A 15,946-nucleotide genomic window follows, 5' to 3' on the forward strand; every position below is an offset into this window, starting at 1 on the left:
GTCTATTCCGTCGCGGCGTCTTCCGCCGCCTCCTCGCCCTCGACCGCACGCCGCCCCTTGAAGCCCTTGGCGAGCAGGAACATCTCGACCGATTCGGCGCGGGAGGAGGCGGGCTTCACATGCACGACCTGGCGGAAATTCTGCTTCAGCATGTTCAGGAGGTCGCGCTCGGTGCCGCCCTGGAAGGTCTTCGCCAGGAAATGTCCGCCCTCGGCGAGCACGTCGACGGCGAAATACGCGGCCACCTCGCAGAGATGCATGGTGCGCAGGTGGTCCGTCTGGCGATGGCCGGTGGTCGGCGCCGCCATGTCGGACAAGACGAGATCCGGCTCGCCGCCGATCCCTTCCTTGAGCCTTTCCGGCGCTTCCGGATCGAGGAAATCCAGCTGCAGGAAATTGACCCCCGGGATCGGGTCCATCTCGAGAAAGTCGATCGCCGCCACGCGCGGATCGGCATCGGTCGACTTCGTCACCTTGGCGGCGATCTGCGACCAGCTTCCGGGGGCCGCTCCGAGATCGATGATGCGCCTGGCGCCCGAAAGGATCTTGTGCTTCTCGTCGATCTCCAGAAGCTTGAAGGCCGCCCGGGCGCGATAGCCCTCGAGCTGCGCGCGCTGCACGTAGGGATCGTTGATGTGGCGCTCGAGCCAGCGGCGCGACGATGCCTTGAGCTTGCCCTTCTTCACCTTCTGGCCGAGCTTGCGGCCGGTGCGGTTGCCGCCGATCGGGGATTTCGTCATGCCTTGTTTCCTTCGTGCGGCTTCGGCCGCTCCTCGCCCGCCGGCGGCGGAGCAAAGCCGCGCTGGAAGCGGCGCGGACGCCCACGCCGCCAGGCCCCGTCATCGGCCATCATGTCGGTGAGCAGCCCTTCGCGCAGCCCCCGGTCGGCGACGCGCATGCGCGCCGAAGGCCAGCGGCGACGGATCGCCTCGAGGATGGCGCAGCCGGCGAGCACGAGATCGGCGCGGTCCGGCCCGATGCAGGGATTGGCGGCCCGGGCGGCGAAATCCCATGAGAGGAGCCGCGCCTGCATGGCCGAGACCTCTTCGTCGGTGAGCCACAACCCATCCACCCGGCGGCGGTCGTAGCGCGGCAGGTCGAGATGGACGCCGGCAAGCGTCGTCACGGTTCCCGAGGTGCCGATCAGATGGAAGCCGCTGCCCGAAACGCCGCTGGCGAGCGCCTCGACGGAGGGACCGTCGAAACGCTCGAGCATACCTTCGACCTCGCGCACCATCCTCTCGAAACTCTCCGGCGTCACATGCTCGCCGCCGTGGCGTTCCGAAAGCGTGACGACGCCAACCGGCAGCGACGTCCAATGGGTGATGTGGTTGGCAAGCCGGCTCGAGCGGTTCTCGCCGATGCGGATGACCGCAATCTCCGACGAGCCGCCGCCGATATCGAAGAGCACGACGGACTTCGTATCGCGGTCGACGAGCGAGGAGCAGCCGGAAACCGCAAGCCGCGCCTCGGTCTCGCGGTCGATGATTTCGAGTACGAGGCCGGTCTCCTCCGCCACGCGCTTCAAGAACGCCTCGCCATTGGCGGCCGCGCGCGCCGCCTCGGTCGCGATCAGCCGGCGACGGCGGATCGAGCGGGCGTTGAGCTTGGCGGCGCAGACCTTCAGCGCCTCGACCGACCGCTCCATGGCATCGTCCGAAAGCCGGCCGCTGGCACCGAGCCCCTCGCCCAGCCTGACGATGCGCGAGAAGGCGTCGACGACGCGGAACTGGCCGGGCCGGGTCGGCTGCGCGACGAGCAGGCGGCAATTGTTGGTGCCGAGGTCGAGCGCCGCATAGAGCGGCGCCGGCGGCTCGCTCGGCGCCAGATGGGGGGCACTGACCTTGTCGGACCGCGTCGGTTGCAGCGACTGCGGCGCTGCGGCGGCATCGCCGCTGCGCGCCCGCGACGCGTCGCTCGCGCGCTCGACGGAAAGCGGCCTGCCCGCCGGCGCCAGCGGCCGCCCCTGCAGGCCGCGCCGATGACGGGCCTTCTTGCTGCGCTTGTGGCCCTTCTTGTCGGAGATCGTCGTATCGGGATGCGCCGCGCCCTGGCCGGAAGCACCGGCCGCGGCCTGGCCCTCGGGCCTTGCGGATTTCGAGCGCCGGCGCCGTTTGCGCTTGCGCGCCGGCTCCGCCTCATCCAATGCTGCGGGACGCCCTGCTTCTCCGGGAAGCCCGGATCGGCTGGCAATTGCAGACGGCAAGCCCGACGGCTTGCGCCGTCTCCGCTTGCCCTTGCCGCCGCGCGGTGCCTTGCGCGCCTCGCCGCGACCTGCTGCCGACGCCCCGGATTCAGACGGCTTTTCGCCGTGATCGGGGTCTTTCACGTGTCTCAACCATGGCGCCGCGCTAGCCTTCCGGCCGCTCAAGGCGCTCTCTCGATTTTGCGTTGGCGCGACTGTACCAGCGCCACCCCTTTTCGCCAAACCTTTTTTGAGACGACGCGGAAAGCCCGCGGCCGGATCGAACGCCCCCTTTCGAACGGGAGCGCCGAACCGCGCCTTCCGGCCCGCCGCGGCGGCCGCAAAGGAGATGCGTTGACCACGACCCCGCCGCATTTTTTTGCCAAAAGGTATTTGCATCCGCCGTTCTTTTGTTTATAAGCCCGCCACACCGACGCGGCGGCACACTCCGCCAGCAGGCCTTGGGGAATAGGTTAACGGTAGACCAGCGGACTCTGACTCCGTTAGTCCTGGTTCGAATCCAGGTTCCCCAGCCACTTTCCTCCTTATCGTAACCTCGATGCGCGACACCGTGCAGGACGGGATCGATCTCTGGGTGACGATCGCCTCGGCGAGCCGCGGGTCGCGATCGTTTCGGCGGTGGAGACGGTCATCGCCAAGATCCCATCCACCATCGACGCGGCGGCGCTGGCCAGGGGCTGCGGCGTTGCGACTTTCACGGGCTTTCCTTCGAATTCGCCGCCGAGCGCCTTGTCGAGATCGCGCCCGAAGAGGCGTTCGGCAAGGTCATCGTCTCGCATCTTGGAAGCGCCGTCGGTGTGCGCGCTGCGCGACGGCCTCAGCGTCGAGAGCATCAGGGGCTTCACGGCACTCGACGGAAAGCTGGTGCCGAACCGAAAGCAGCACTTGACCGGCGCATATGAACTAGGTAGATCGGTCTACACATCATCGGGGACGACACGCCATGACCGAGAAAACGCCTGCCAGGGAACGGCTCCTCAGGGCGGCAGCGGAATTGTTCTACCGGGACGGGGTTGGAGCGACGGGGATCGATGCGATCACCGCGCATGCCGGCGTCGCGAAGATGAGCCTGTACAACAACTTCGCGTCCAAGGCCGAGCTCGTCAGCGCCTATCTGGAGGGGCGCCGTGCGGAGTGGCTGGAACACTACCGGGAGCGGCTGAAGCAGGCGACGACGCCGCGGGAGCGCGTTCTGGCGGTCTTCGATTCCTACGTCGATCATGCGGAACGCGCCTACGAGTGGGGCTTCCGCGGATGCGGCCTGCTCAACGCCGCCGCCGAACTCCCCGTCGGCGAGCCGGGCCGGGCTACCGTGGCGCTGCAGAAGGACGAGGTGGAGCAGTTCTTCCGGCAGCACCTGCAGGAAATCCAGCCGGAAGGCGGCCCATTGATCGATGAAATAGCGGCGCATCTGTCCTTCCTGCTCGAAGGGGCGATGTCGCGGGCGGGCCTCGACGGACATGACGCCCGGCTGAAGACGGCGCGCCGGATCGCCATCTCGATCATGGATCAGCTAACGAGCCGCCAGGACCCGGAAGCCTGATCTCATGACGGACATTGCGACGCCGTCCTGTCGCCGCACGAACCGAGTATGGCCGGTTTTCGTCCTGGTCCTGCTCGAGGCGGCACTGGTGATTTCCTGGAGCGCCGGCTTCGTCGGCGTCCGGTTTGCGATCGATCACGCCCCGATCTTCCTGATCCTGCTATGGCGCAGCCTGGCCTCGGGATTGATCCTGCTCCCCTTTGCGCTCGCCATCGGGCCGCCAATCCTCTGGAGAGACGCCGTCTCGCAGATGATGTTCGGCGCGCTCGCCATGTCCGGCTACCTCGCGGGCTTCGCCTCGGCGATCTCGTTCGGCGTTCCGACGGGCCTCGTCGCCCTGATCACGGACATGCTGCCGCTCGCGGTCGCGTTCCTGTCCTGGCCGATCCTCGGACAGGCTCTGACCCTGCGCCAGTGGACCGGCTCGGTCATCGGGCTGGCGGGTGTCCTGATCGCATCCGGTTGGTCCCTTGACATGGGCGACGTGCCGCTCTGGGCCTATGGCCTGCCCGTGCTCGGCACGCTGTCCCTGGCGCTTGCAACGCTTCTGCAGAAACGCAGCCCGACAAGCACCATGCCGGTTTACCAGAGCCTCTGCATCCAATGCCTGTCGGCGGCCGCGATCTTCGCCCTCTTCGCCTGGCACGAAGGAGGCGTCCTGCCCGTCCTCGATGCCGGCTTCATCGGCGGCATTCTCTGGCTCGTCTTCGTTGCGACCTTCGCGGCCTGGAGCCTCTATTACCTCGCGCTGAGGAAATCCTCCCCGGCCCGTGTCACGGCAGTCCTCTATCTCAGCCCGCCCGTGACGATGATCTGGGCCTGGGTGATGTTCGGCGAACCCTTGTCCTGGGGAATAGCCGCGGGATTGGCCGTTTCCCTTTTCGGGATCATCATCGTCGCAAGCCCGCAGAAGAAAGCTCACGTGTAACGTCGCGCAAGGCTGCCGCCGGCTCGAGCGATCGGCCGACGGTCCGGTCGCGATCGGCGCCGGACCAATCGGGATCCGGATCAAGATCGCGCTCGACACCCGTTTGCTCCGTGAGCATTCTGCGACAGGCCCGGACAGGGAATCACGCACAAAAAGTCGAGCTCTACCCGGAGGAAACATGCTGACCTTGCGCCAGATAGAAGTGATCCGCGCCATCATGGTCACCGGCACGATTGCCGGCGCGGCCAAGCTGCTGGGGGTTGCGGCACCGGGCGTCAGCCGGCTGATGAAATATACGGAGGACAGTCTTCGCATCCGGCTCTTCAATCGCAGCCATGGGCGATATGTGCCCACGCCGGAAGCACGACACATCTTCGGGTTGCTCGACAATGTCTACCGGCAGGTCGAAGATCTGCAATACGCGGTCCAGCGGCTGGAAAGGGGGGCGGGGCTCGAACTGAGCGTCGGCTCCGTTCCCAGCATCGCCAACGTGATGGTGCCGCGGGCGATTGCAAAGCTTCGGCAGCAATATCCGGAGCTCTATGTCGACATCAACATCCTGAAGATAGAGGAGGCGATCGACTATCTGCTCGTGGGCCGGGGCGAGGTCGTGGCGATCAGTTCATATCTCGAGCACTCGATCATCCATTTCGAACCCTTGTCGACCGGACGGCTGCTTTGCATCGTTCCGGAAAACAGCCCGCTTTCCGAGAAGGATACGATCGCGCCGGCCGAGATTGTCCGCCACACCCTGATCGGCATCGATCCGAACGATCCCTACGGACGGGTGATGACCGAAATCTTCCGCCGCGAAAATCTGTCTTTCGACATGCGGATAAAGGCGCGCTTCGGCACCACCGTCTGCGCCCTGGTCGGGGCTGATCTCGGCATCGCCATCATCGACGAGTTCACCGTAGCCGACGGCCGGGTGCCGGGGATCAAGTGCCTCGAGATCGAGGCCGACACGACATTTTCGACCTATGTCGCCTACCGCCGCGACGTGCCGCTGTCGATCTTTTCGGAGCGTTTTGTCGAAACCTTGCGGAGCGAAATGAACCGGGCAAAAAGATAACATGACGTTACGGAGTCCGCATAAATTGGTATTTGCCGTTACGTTACAGATCGGACACTATGCCGCAATCGGGGTCCGGGAGGTGTGCCGCTCCGATCGAATGAAATGAGGAGGAGAACATGAAAAGCAAAACCATTGCGCCGCTTGCAATTGCGTTGGCGCTGTCGGCCGGTCTGCCGAACGCGTCCTGGGCCGACACTCTCAAGATCGCCGACGTGATCGAGCTTTCGGGCGCGGGCGCAACTGTCGGCGCCAACTGGCGCGACGCGCTGAAGCTCGCCTTCGAGGAGATCAACGCTGCAGGCGGCATTCTCGGCCAACAGGTCGAAGTGACGGATTACGACACGCAGACCGACCCGACGACATCGCGCGCCATGGTGCAGAAGGCGATCGACGACGGCGCCTACGTGATCATGGGACCGATCTATTCCGGTTCCGTCAAGGTCAACATGATGGTCGCCCAGCAGAACGGCATACCGCAGCTCACCGGTGCCGAAGCTCCGTTCATCACCGACATGGGCAACCCCTACATCTTCCGCACCTCCTTCGGCGCGCAGCAGTCCATGCCCAAGCTCGTCAAGTATCTCGCCGAGGACCTGAAGGTGAAGTCGGTCGCGGTCGCCTGGGTGAATGATGATTTCGGCAAGGGCGGCCGGGATTCCTTCGTCGGCGAGCTGGAAAGGCGCAACATCGCCGTCAACGCCGACGTCTCCAGCGAAGTCGGCCAGGCGGATTTCGCCGCCGATGTGATCAAGCTCAAGTCGAGCAATGCCGATGCGGTCTTCGCCTATCTCCATGAAGAGGAAAGCGCGCGGTTCCTGAAGGAAATGCGCAAGCAGGGCGTGACGCAGCCGATCTTCGGTGAGACGACCTTGATGAACCAGAAGGTGGTCGACCTCGCCGGCGACGCCGTCAACGGCGTGCGCGGGCATGTCGGTCTCAGCGCGAACGCGCCGATCCCCGGGATCCAGGAGTTCGCCAAGAAGTTCGAGGCGAAGTACAATTACAAGCCCGACCACAATGCCATCAAGGCCTATATGGGCGCCTACGTCGTGAAGTATGTCATGACCAAGAACGGCACGGCCGATCCCCAGGCCTTTGCCGACACATTGCACGGGCTGACGATCACGCCCGCCGACGAACCCGGCATCCTGATGGAGACCAGCTGGGACGACAAGGGCGAAGTCAACCGCGACAGCTTTCTCGTCGAGGTAAAGGACGGCCAGCAGACCGTCGTCTCCACACTTCCGAAACTCTGAGCGGGAGGCGGTCCGGCCCCCATGCCGGACCTTCCCTTCCTTGGGACATTTTCGATGAATACGTTCTTCCAGTTGTTCGTCTCCGGACTGGCAACAGGGTCGATCTATGCGCTCGCGGCGATCGGCTTCACCCTTCTCTGGCAGGCGTCGCAGACGATCAATTTCGCCCAGGGCGAGTTCATCATGCTGCCCGCCTTCTTCGTTCTCGCCGGGACGCAGTTTCTCGGCCTGAGCTTCCCCGTCGCCATGGCGATCGCGCTCGTCCTCTCGGTCCTGCTTCTCGGCCTGGGCTTCAAGCGCGTCATCATCGATCCGCTGCTGCCGCACGGCGTGCTGCCGATCGTCATCGCCACCATCGCGCTCGGCATCCTGGCCAAGGAAAGCGTCAAGCAATTCTACACCGCCGAGGCGCAGCCGTTCCCGGCCCTCTTCTCGGACCGGACGCTCAACATCCTCGGCGCCGCCATTTCGGTGCAGGACATCGCCGTTCTCCTGATCGCGCTCGGCGCGGTGGCGCTGCTGCAATTGTTCCTGAACGGGACGAAGATCGGCCGCTGCATGCAGGCGACGGCGCAGAACCCGCAGGTCGCCGAAATCCTCGGCGTTCCGGTCCGCCGGATGATCCTCTTCACCTTCCTGATCAATGCGGCGCTCGCCTTCCTCGCCTCGGTCCTGATCTCGCCGATCTATCTGGCGAAGTTCTCGAACGGCGAAACGCTCGGCCTGATCGCCTTCATCGCGGCGATCGTCGGGGGCTTCAACCAGATCCGCGGCGCGCTGGCCGGCGGCCTGCTGATCGGCGTCGTCGACAATCTGGCGGCGGCCTACATCTCCGCCTCCTACCGATCCGCCGTGCCGTTGATCCTTCTCATCATCATCATTCTCGTGCGGCCGCAGGGCCTGCTCGGAAAGGCGGAAGGACGCACCGTATGAGCACCCGCACCTCTTTCTCCCTGGTCGCCGGCCTGGCGATCCTGATCCTCCTGCCCTTCACGCAGTCCAATTACGGCGTGTTCGTGCTGTCTTCCTGGATGGTCTATTCGATAGCAGCGATGGGCCTGAACCTGACGCTCGGCTATGCCGGCCAGGTCTCGCTGGCGCAGGCATCCTTCATGGGCATCGGCGCCTACACGACCGCTCTGATGACGATGGCCGGCATTCCGTGGCCGCTCGCGATGCTTGCGGCGATGGTCCTCTGCTTCGTCATCGGGCTTCTGCTCGGCTACCCCGCCTTGCGCGTCCAGCACCACTTCCTCGCCTTCGTCACGCTCGCCTTCAACGCCCTCGTCGTGCTCGTCCTGCGCAACGAGGAATGGCTGACCGGCGGCACCTACGGCGTCGTCGGCATCCCGCGGCCGGAAATCCTCGGACTGCCGACGCAGAAACCGCTCGCCTTCTATTTCTTCGTCCTTGCGCTGTTCATGCTGACGGCGGCTGCACTCTACGGGATCATCCGCTCCCCCTGGGGCCGGGCCTTCAGGGCGCTCCGGGAAAATCCGATCCGCGCCAACAGCCTCGGCGTCGACATCCGCAAGACGACGCTTCTCGCCTTCGCCATCGGCTCGGCCTGTGGCGGCCTTGCCGGCGGCCTCGTGGCGCAGCTCACGCAGTTCATCGATCCGAATTCCTTCGGCCTGACCATCTCGCTGAAGGTCCTGCTGATGGTGATCGTCGGCGGCGCGGGCTTCTTCTTCGGCCCGATCCTCGGCGCGCTGCTGATCGTGCTCGCGCCGGAATTCCTGCGCTTCACCGAGGGCTATTACCTCATGCTCTACGCCGCACTCGTCATCGTTCTGATGGTCTTCTGCCCGAGCGGCCTGCTCGGCCTCGTCGAGCGTGCCCGCACGGCGCTGAAGCTCCGGCAGAACCCCAATGCCACGACCTGGGAGGCAGGACGATGAATCCGGTTCTTTCCGTACGCAACGTCAGCAAATCCTTCGGAGGATTGAGAGCGGTCGACGACGTCTCGTTCGACGTCCACCAGGCCGAAATCCTCGGACTGATCGGGCCGAACGGCAGCGGCAAGTCCACGCTCTTCAACTGCGTCCTCGGGCAATTGCCGGCTTCGGCAGGCACCGTGCTGGTGGACGGCAAGGATGTCGCCGGCAAACGCCCCTGCGACCTCAACAAGCTCGGCGTCGGCCGCACCTTCCAGATGCTCCAGGTCTTCCCGGAGATGACGGTGCTCGACAACATCATCCTCGCCGGCCAGGAGCACAAGGGCACGATGCTGTCGCGCCTGTTCGGCAAGCCGGATGCGGGCCTCACCGAAGAGGCGCTGCGGATGATCGACTTCTTCCGGCTCGGGCACCAGACGCACGAAAAGGCCGGCTCGCTCTCCTACGGCCAGCAGAAGCTGCTCGACGCAGCCATGGCCTTCATGGCCGGGCCGAAGCTGGTGATGCTCGACGAGCCCGCCGGCGGCGTCAACCTGACCATGCTTGCCGACCTCAAGGAGCGGCTGAGGGCCTTCAACCAGGAACGCGGCGCCACCTTCGTCGTCATCGAGCACAACATGGAGTTCGTGATGTCGCTGTGCACGCGCATCATCGTTCTCGCGAACGGCAGGATCATCGCGGAGGGCGACCCGGAAACGGTGCGCAACGATCCGACCGTCATCGAAGCCTATCTCGGAGGTTGAGCCATGCTGGAACTCAAGCAGGTCTATGGCGGCTATGGCAAAATGACGATCCTGAACGGCACCTCCTTCAAGATCGACAAGGGCACGATCACCACCGTGATCGGCCCCAACGGCGCGGGCAAGTCGACTGTCTTCAAGGCGATCTTCGGGCTTTTGAAGATCCGCTCGGGCAACGTGCTCCTGAACGGCGAGGACGTGACTTCCCTGCCGCCGGCAAAGATGCTCGCCAAGGGCGTCACCTACGTGCCGCAGGGGCGCAATCTCTTTCCGATGCTGTCGGTGCGTCACAATCTCGAGATCGGCGGCATCTCCTCCAATGACCAGTCGCGGATCGCCAGGCGCATCGACGAGGTGATGGAGCAGTTTCCGATCCTCAAGGACAAGGCGAAGGAACAGGCGATCACGCTTTCGGGCGGGCAGCAGAAACAGCTCGAGATCGCCCGCGCACTGCTGCTCGATCCGTCGCTGATCCTCATCGACGAGCCGTCGATCGGTCTTTCGCCGCAGATGATCAACGAGACCTTCCGCACGCTGATCCGGCTGCGCGACGAGGGCGTGACCATCCTGATGGTCGAGCAGAATGCCAAGGCGGCGCTTGCCATGTCCGACTACGGCCTCGTCCTCGAACAGGGCCGGAGCCGCATGTACGACAGGGCCGACAAGCTGCTCGCCGATCCGCGCGTCGGCCAGCTCTTCCTCGGCGCCCATCTCGAGGAGGCGTGAATGCAGCCCGTTCCGGAGATCACCGGAAGAACCGTCTTCATCCCGCTCATCGGTCACCCGGTCGAGCAGGTGAAGTCGCCGGGGCCGGTGAATGCGTGGTTTTCCGAAAACCACGCGGAGGCCGTGCTCCTCCCGGTGGACATCCTCCCCGAGAAGGTGTCGGCTTTTCTCGACGCAATCCGCGGAACGCCCAATTGCGCGGGCGTTTCGGTGACGATGCCGCACAAGCAGGCGGCCTTTGCCAGTGTGGACGAACTGACGGACCGGGCCCGGAGGGCCGAGGCCGTCAACATCATCCGCAGAAGGCCGGACGGCACCCTCCTTGGCGACATGGCCGACGGCGACGCGATGGTCACGGCGCTGGCGAAGAACGGGGTGAGCGTCCGCGGCAAGTGCGCGCTGGTCGTCGGCGCCGGCGGCGCGGGTACGGCCATCATCCATGCGCTTGCCGAGGCGGGTGCGGCAACCATCGTCGTCATCGAACGCGATCCGGCGAAGTCGGCCCGCCTCATCGGACAGCTCAGCGACGCCTACCCGCTGCTTCAGGCCTACGACTTTCTGCCGGAAGGCGTCGAAGTCGGCATCGCCATCAATGCCTCGCCGGCGGGGATGGATCCCGCCGACCCCCACCCTTTTCCGCTGGAACGTCTGATGCACGCGGAAATCATTGCCGACGCCGTGACCAAGCCGGCGGTGACGCCGTGGCTCGAGGAAGCCCGGCGCCGCGGCATCGCCATCCAGGCGGGTGCCGAAATGACGCTCGCGCAGCTGCCGGCACAGATCGCCTTCTGGGGGCTCGACAGGGCTGGCGGGGAGGCCGGCGCGGAGGCCGACAGGGACGAAGGGAAACGGGAATGAAGACATCGATCGCAACGGTCTCGATCAGCGGCGAGTTGCCGGACAAGCTTGCCGCGATCGCCGCCGCCGGCTTCGACGGCGTCGAAATCTTCGAGAACGATTTTCTCGCCTTCGACGGCAGCCCGGCGGATGTCGGACGGATGGTGCGCGACCATGGTCTCGAGATCACGCTCTTCCAGCCGTTCCGCGATTTCGAGGGCATGCCGGAGCCGCACCGCTCCCGCACTTTCGATCGGGCCGAGCGCAAGTTCGACGTCATGCAGCAGCTCGGCACCGAACTCCTGCTCGTCTGCTCCAACGTCTCGCCGATCTCGCTCGGCGGCATCGATCGTGCGGCGGCCGATTTCCATGAGCTCGGCGCGCGCGCCGCCCGGCGCGGGTTGAAGGTCGGCTTCGAGGCGCTCGCCTGGGGCCGGCACATCAATGACCATCGCGATGCCTGGGAGATCGTCCGCCGCGCCGGGCACCCGAACATCGGGCTCATCCTCGACAGCTTCCACACGCTGTCGCGCAAGATAGAAGTGAACTCGATCCGCTCCATCCCGAAGGAAAAGATCTTCATCGTCCAGCTCGCCGATGCGCCGTTGATCGACATGGATCTGCTCTACTGGAGTCGGCATTTCCGCAACATGCCCGGCGAGGGCGACCTGCCGGTCACGGAATTCACCCGCGCCATCGCCGAGACCGGCTATGACGGCTATTTCTCGCTGGAGATCTTCAACGACCAGTTCCGCGGCGGCGCCGCCAAGCCGATCGCCGCGGACGGGCATCGTTCGCTGATCTATCTCGGCGACCAGGTTCGGCGGCACCCGCATGCCGGCTCGCTCAGCGTCAAGCCGATGCCGGAGCGCGCTCCGGTCCAGCGCGTCGGCTTCGTCGAATTCGCGGCTGCGGACGAAGACGCCGCGGCGCTCACCGCCATCCTGAAGACGCTCGGCTTCCGCAAGACGGCCACGCACCGCTCGAAACAGGTCGACCTCTACCAGCAAGGCGATATCCGCATCCTGGTGAATACCGACGAAAACGGTTTCGCCAGTTCCTCCTATGCCGTCCACGGCAGTTCCGCCTATGCGCTTGCCCTCGTGGTCGACGACGCCCGGCAAGCCATGGAGCGGGCGCTGGCGCTCGATGCCGAGCCGTTCATCCAACCGGTCGCGAAGGGCGAGGTCGAGCTGCCGGCGATCCGCGGCGTCGGCGGCGGGCTTCTTTATTTGCTCGACGACAAGAGCGATCTCGGCCGTATCTGGGAGATCGATTTCGAGCCGTCCGGGGACGAGGGCGATGGGGTGGAAGAGGCCGGGCTCCGCTCCGTCGACCACGTCGCCCAGACGGTCGCCTACGAGGAAATGCCGACCTGGCTCTTGTTCTACACCTCGATCTTCGCGGCGGAGAAGACGCCGATGGTCGATATCATCGATCCCGCCGGGGTGGTCCGCAGTCAGGTGGTCGAGAATGCCGCCGGCACCTTGCGCCTGACGCTCAACGGCGCCGAAAACCGGCGGACGCTCGCCGGCCACTTCATCGCCGAGACCTTCGGCTCCGGCGTCCAGCATCTCGCCTTCGGTACCGACGACATCTTCGCGACAGCCGCCGCGCTGCGCCGGAACGGCTTCCACCCACTGCACATCTCTCCGAATTACTATGATGACGTCGAGGCGCGCTTCGGACTCGACCCGGAGATGACGGAACGGCTGAGAGCCGAGAACATCCTCTACGACCGAGATGAGCACGGAGAGTTTTTCCAGCTCTACAGCCCGACCTATGGCGAGGGCTTCTTCTTCGAGATCGTGGAGCGCCGCCAGTATTGCGGTTACGGTGCCGCCAACGCCATATTCCGCATCGCCGCTCTCAGGAAGCACCTGCGGCCGGAGGGGCTCCCCAAGATAACCGGCTGAGCGGCGGGCGGCAGCCCGTGAACTGCTGTATGCTTCGACAGCTCGACGGGGCAGGCTCCGGCAGCCTCTCCGTCAGGCAGGCGCACATTTCAGGAGAACTCATGTTCGACCACGTCAAATTCGGAGTGAGCGACTATGCAGCGAGCAAAGCGTTCTTCCTCAAGGCACTCGAACCTCTCGGCGTAGCGGTTGTCGCGGAAGGGTCGCCGGCTTACGGCATCGAGCTCAGCCCAAAGGGCAAGGCTTCATTGTGCCTCTACCAAACCGATGAGAAGCCGGCGCATCTTCACCTGGCGTTCACGGCCGAAAATCGCCGGCAGGTCGAAGCCTTCTATCGCGCCGCCCTGGAGGCGGGCGGCAAGGACAATGGTGCGCCCGGTCTGCGGCCGCACTACCACGCCAACTACTATGCGGCCTTCGTCATTGGCCCGGACGGGCACAATATCGAGACGGTTTGCCACGAACCCGAGGCCTGACACTTCCTTCCACGAACGTTTGCATTGGAGCGGGATGCGCTCACATGCGTTCGCGCAGCCGCACTATCTTTTTGTTTTTGCCGCATTTGTGCGACGTCAGGTGATTCCACCTGACTGCAAAATACTCTAGTCCTGCTGCCCCAGCTCTTGCCGATGCGCCTTGACGAGGTCCGCCATGCTGTTGAAGCGAAAGTCGTATCGGGGCATCTCCCCCGGATGCATGGTGGCGCCGAAACCCTGCTGATCGTGGCGGCGGTAAATCCAGCAGGACGCCAGACCATGCCTGTTGGCCGGGCCATGGTCATGGAACATGCTTTCGGCCGTATGCAGGATTTCATGCTTTTGGATGCCGAGCGTTTCGAGCTTGTTGAGCATGTACTCGAAATTGCGATCGGACGGCTTGTAGGAACCGCAATCCTCCGCCGTGTAGATGGCGTCGAAATCGACCTCCAGCCGCTCGTTGCTGCCCGCGAAGCTCTCGTTGTCGACGTTCGACAGGATCACCAGCTTGAAGTGCTTCTTCAGATACTGAAGCGCTTCGGCCGAGTCGCTGAAGGCCGGCCAATCCTTGACGCTGCGGCCGTAGGCGACGCACTCGGCCCAGGTGACGGTCACGCCCCACTCTTCAGCCAGCCGCTTGTAGACGATCGGCAGCAGATCCCGGTAGTTCTTCGCGGGCGTCTGCAGTTGCTGAGAGGATTCGTGGCGGGCATGTGCCTCGAGAATTTCGTTGCGGCTGAGCTCCCTGCCGACTTTCCTGGTTAGCGGCTTCAATCCTTCGACCATGCCGGATTCCCAGTCGATGAGGGTACCGTAGCAATCGAATGTCAGTGCTTTGAAGTCGGTCAGTTTCATTCCTTGTCTCCTTGGTCTTGGACACCGATCGGGGCGCCGGCACGGCCTTCCAGGTGGATGTACAAGGCGGCGGCCGTTGCCAGATCGCTCCTGATCAATCATGCCGCCGGGAGCCGGTTGAGGTCTGTCGATGCCGCCGGATTGTGCCCTTGCGCCTGGGCATAGTCGCGGGGAAAGGCGACGAAAAACAGCAATTTATCTCTAACTACACCCTTATTGCAGCATAAAATGTCGAACACCAAAAAACGGTCTTCGGTCACGCCCGTAGCGAATATCCATGCTACTTGGCCTTATGGACGCGATTTCCATGGGGAATGCCAAAATCTAAAGGACGAACGTCTACTCCGCTTGCTGCAGGGTAGAGCGGCATGCAGACCGGAAGTGGCGAGGTTTGCCAGAGCTCATGAACAAAGCGGGCCCATGCTTTCGGCACGGGCCGGCCAGTCCGCAAATCGGCCTGAAAATAACTAGGTCATTGTAGCTGATGGGTAGGATTCTAGAGCATTTTGCAGTCAGGTGGAATCACCTGACGTCGCACAAATGCGGCAAAAACAAACAGATAGGGCGGTGGCGCGAACGCATGTGAGCGCATCCCGCTCTAGGGGCCGGAGACGCCAGGCCATTGACCTAAGTCCCAGGCGGCGACGCTAAAGGTCCTAGGACCGTTGCGCGCCGTTCCCATTGGCGCATATTGCTGCGAGCGCTTGCCGGCGGCATCCTCGTCTGCCGCCTCAAGCGCCCTGAAGGTCCCAGGGCCAACGCGATTGTCCCTTCAAACCGCTCTGGGGCCTTCCTGTCCCGGCTTCCGCCTGTCGGCCATCTGGGTTCATCTTGGCCGGCGCACCGCTCTCACCTTGCCGCTATTGCCGCCGCCACAGAAGAACTCATCGCCGCCGTCGGATTCAAGCCCGGAAACCCCCACTCCGGCCGGCATCGTCAGCATCTCCAGCACCTCTCCCGTTGCCGGATCGAGGCGCCGCACCTCGCTCTCGTCGCCTTCCCAGGTGCCGTGCCAGAGCTCGCCGTCGACCCAGGTGACGCCGGTCACCATGCGGTTGGATTCGATGGTGCGGAGGATTTTTCCGGTATGAGGATCGATCTGATGGATCTTGCGTGCCCCATGCTGCCCCACCCAAAGCGAGCCTTCGGCCCAGGCGAGCCCGGAATCGCCTCCGCTGCCTGGCGCCGGGATCGTGGCGACCACGCGGCCGCTCTCGGGATCGACCTTCTGGATGCGGTCCTCGGCGATCTGGAACAGATGGCGGCCGTCGAAAGCCGTTCCGGCATGCGCGGCGACATCGATCGAGCGCAGCACTTCGCCGCTCTCCGGATCAAGAGCGCTCAGCTTGTCCCCGCCTGCAAACCAGACCTGCCTGCCGTCGAAGGTCACCCCACCCACGTGGTCGGTGCCGGGAAAGGGTCCGTACTCGCGGAGAATTTCCGCTTGAGATCGTTTCATGCTCTCGTCCTCATTGGTGGTAAGCCGTCAT

General features: G+C 64.3%; 15 protein-coding genes, 1 tRNA gene and 2 pseudogenes. 14 read left to right on the top strand and 4 right to left on the bottom strand.

Annotated elements, in window-relative coordinates:
• Window positions 1–2 precede the first annotated feature (2 nt).
• On the bottom strand, window positions 3–740 hold the full coding sequence (locus ATB98_RS15570) for an RlmE family RNA methyltransferase (protein WP_066875197.1): 738 nt from the start codon (window positions 738–740) through the stop codon (window positions 3–5).
• The gene (locus ATB98_RS15575; RefSeq protein ID WP_066875200.1) at window positions 737–2,329 is read right to left on the bottom strand and encodes a Ppx/GppA phosphatase family protein; all 1,593 of its coding nucleotides are present in this window, start codon (window positions 2,327–2,329) and stop codon (window positions 737–739) included. Before ATB98_RS15575 ends, ATB98_RS15570 begins: the two co-directional genes overlap by 4 nt.
• A 318-nt stretch (window positions 2,330–2,647) precedes the next feature.
• Here ATB98_RS15575 and ATB98_RS15580 point away from each other — a divergent pair.
• The 14 genes and pseudogenes from ATB98_RS15580 to ATB98_RS15640 all read left to right on the top strand — a co-directional run bounded on the left by ATB98_RS15580 (window position 2,648) and on the right by ATB98_RS15640 (window position 13,601).
• Window positions 2,648–2,721 (top strand) — tRNA-Gln (locus ATB98_RS15580).
• 26 nt (window positions 2,722–2,747) lie between these two features.
• Window positions 2,748–2,908 (top strand): annotated as a pseudogene (locus ATB98_RS30005) (phosphate acetyltransferase); the annotation flags it as partial.
• Window positions 2,878–3,064: pseudogene (locus tag ATB98_RS30010) on the top strand (acetate/propionate family kinase); the annotation flags it as partial. The pseudogenes ATB98_RS30005 and ATB98_RS30010, both read left to right, overlap by 31 nt.
• Before the next feature lie 85 nt (window positions 3,065–3,149).
• Window positions 3,150–3,749: a TetR/AcrR family transcriptional regulator gene (locus tag ATB98_RS15590; RefSeq protein WP_066875203.1), complete on the top strand. Its 600-nt coding sequence runs from the start codon at window positions 3,150–3,152 to the stop codon at window positions 3,747–3,749.
• A gap of 4 nt (window positions 3,750–3,753) precedes the next feature.
• Window positions 3,754–4,677 (top strand): DMT family transporter, encoded by a 924-nt coding sequence (locus tag ATB98_RS15595; protein ID WP_066875205.1) that lies wholly within the window; start codon window positions 3,754–3,756, stop codon window positions 4,675–4,677.
• Window positions 4,678–4,855: 178 nt separating this feature from the next.
• The gene (locus ATB98_RS15600; RefSeq protein ID WP_066875206.1) at window positions 4,856–5,749 is read left to right on the top strand and encodes a LysR family transcriptional regulator; all 894 of its coding nucleotides are present in this window, start codon (window positions 4,856–4,858) and stop codon (window positions 5,747–5,749) included.
• A 119-nt stretch (window positions 5,750–5,868) separates the two neighbouring features.
• Window positions 5,869–7,008, top strand: a complete 1,140-nt coding sequence (locus ATB98_RS15605; protein WP_066875209.1) for an ABC transporter substrate-binding protein — start codon at window positions 5,869–5,871, stop codon at window positions 7,006–7,008.
• Between the two features lie 54 nt (window positions 7,009–7,062).
• Window positions 7,063–7,941 carry a branched-chain amino acid ABC transporter permease gene (locus tag ATB98_RS15610; protein WP_066875599.1) on the top strand — a complete coding sequence of 293 codons (879 nt, stop codon included), beginning with the start codon at window positions 7,063–7,065 and terminating at the stop codon, window positions 7,939–7,941.
• Window positions 7,938–8,909, top strand: coding sequence for a branched-chain amino acid ABC transporter permease (locus ATB98_RS15615; RefSeq protein WP_066875211.1), 972 nt, complete (start codon window positions 7,938–7,940; stop codon window positions 8,907–8,909). The genes ATB98_RS15610 and ATB98_RS15615 overlap by 4 nt, the downstream gene beginning before the upstream one ends.
• On the top strand, window positions 8,906–9,649 hold the full coding sequence (locus tag ATB98_RS15620; RefSeq protein WP_066875214.1) for an ABC transporter ATP-binding protein: 744 nt from the start codon (window positions 8,906–8,908) through the stop codon (window positions 9,647–9,649). Before ATB98_RS15615 ends, ATB98_RS15620 begins: the two co-directional genes overlap by 4 nt.
• A gap of 3 nt (window positions 9,650–9,652) precedes the next feature.
• Window positions 9,653–10,372: an ABC transporter ATP-binding protein gene (locus ATB98_RS15625; protein ID WP_066875216.1), complete on the top strand. Its 720-nt coding sequence runs from the start codon at window positions 9,653–9,655 to the stop codon at window positions 10,370–10,372.
• On the top strand, window positions 10,373–11,230 hold the full coding sequence (locus ATB98_RS15630) for a shikimate dehydrogenase family protein (protein WP_066875218.1): 858 nt from the start codon (window positions 10,373–10,375) through the stop codon (window positions 11,228–11,230). It begins immediately after the preceding gene.
• The gene (locus tag ATB98_RS15635; RefSeq protein WP_066875220.1) at window positions 11,227–13,125 is read left to right on the top strand and encodes a bifunctional sugar phosphate isomerase/epimerase/4-hydroxyphenylpyruvate dioxygenase family protein; all 1,899 of its coding nucleotides are present in this window, start codon (window positions 11,227–11,229) and stop codon (window positions 13,123–13,125) included. Before ATB98_RS15630 ends, ATB98_RS15635 begins: the two co-directional genes overlap by 4 nt.
• 101 nt (window positions 13,126–13,226) lie before the next feature.
• Window positions 13,227–13,601 carry a VOC family protein gene (locus tag ATB98_RS15640; RefSeq protein ID WP_066875222.1) on the top strand — a complete coding sequence of 125 codons (375 nt, stop codon included), beginning with the start codon at window positions 13,227–13,229 and terminating at the stop codon, window positions 13,599–13,601.
• Window positions 13,602–13,727: 126 nt separating this feature from the next.
• Here the strand turns inward: ATB98_RS15640 and ATB98_RS15645 are convergent, their stop codons facing one another.
• On the bottom strand, window positions 13,728–14,456 hold the full coding sequence (locus ATB98_RS15645) for a haloacid dehalogenase type II (RefSeq protein WP_066875224.1): 729 nt from the start codon (window positions 14,454–14,456) through the stop codon (window positions 13,728–13,730).
• Window positions 14,457–15,282: 826 nt separating this feature from the next.
• Entirely contained in the window at window positions 15,283–15,915 is a 633-nt protein-coding gene (locus ATB98_RS15650; RefSeq protein ID WP_066875226.1) for a Vgb family protein, read from the bottom strand.
• Between the last annotated feature and the right edge of the window lie 31 nt (window positions 15,916–15,946).

The sequence above is a fragment of the Sinorhizobium saheli genome (genome assembly GCF_001651875.1).
Taxonomy (GTDB): domain Bacteria; phylum Pseudomonadota; class Alphaproteobacteria; order Rhizobiales; family Rhizobiaceae; genus Sinorhizobium; species Sinorhizobium saheli.

Coding starts and splice junctions, on each gene's coding strand:
- ATB98_RS15645 (WP_066875224.1), bottom strand. CDS start 14,456: ATGAAACTGACCGACTTCAAAGCACTGACATTCGATTGCTACGGTACC.
- ATB98_RS15650 (WP_066875226.1), bottom strand. CDS start 15,915: ATGAAACGATCTCAAGCGGAAATTCTCCGCGAGTACGGACCCTTTCCC.
- ATB98_RS15630 (WP_066875218.1), top strand. CDS start 10,373: ATGCAGCCCGTTCCGGAGATCACCGGAAGAACCGTCTTCATCCCGCTC.
- ATB98_RS15620 (WP_066875214.1), top strand. CDS start 8,906: ATGAATCCGGTTCTTTCCGTACGCAACGTCAGCAAATCCTTCGGAGGA.
- ATB98_RS15590 (WP_066875203.1), top strand. CDS start 3,150: ATGACCGAGAAAACGCCTGCCAGGGAACGGCTCCTCAGGGCGGCAGCG.
- ATB98_RS15600 (WP_066875206.1), top strand. CDS start 4,856: ATGCTGACCTTGCGCCAGATAGAAGTGATCCGCGCCATCATGGTCACC.
- ATB98_RS15610 (WP_066875599.1), top strand. CDS start 7,063: ATGAATACGTTCTTCCAGTTGTTCGTCTCCGGACTGGCAACAGGGTCG.
- ATB98_RS15615 (WP_066875211.1), top strand. CDS start 7,938: ATGAGCACCCGCACCTCTTTCTCCCTGGTCGCCGGCCTGGCGATCCTG.
- ATB98_RS15635 (WP_066875220.1), top strand. CDS start 11,227: ATGAAGACATCGATCGCAACGGTCTCGATCAGCGGCGAGTTGCCGGAC.
- ATB98_RS15625 (WP_066875216.1), top strand. CDS start 9,653: ATGCTGGAACTCAAGCAGGTCTATGGCGGCTATGGCAAAATGACGATC.
- ATB98_RS15640 (WP_066875222.1), top strand. CDS start 13,227: ATGTTCGACCACGTCAAATTCGGAGTGAGCGACTATGCAGCGAGCAAA.
- ATB98_RS15605 (WP_066875209.1), top strand. CDS start 5,869: ATGAAAAGCAAAACCATTGCGCCGCTTGCAATTGCGTTGGCGCTGTCG.
- ATB98_RS15595 (WP_066875205.1), top strand. CDS start 3,754: ATGACGGACATTGCGACGCCGTCCTGTCGCCGCACGAACCGAGTATGG.
- ATB98_RS15570 (WP_066875197.1), bottom strand. CDS start 740: ATGACGAAATCCCCGATCGGCGGCAACCGCACCGGCCGCAAGCTCGGC.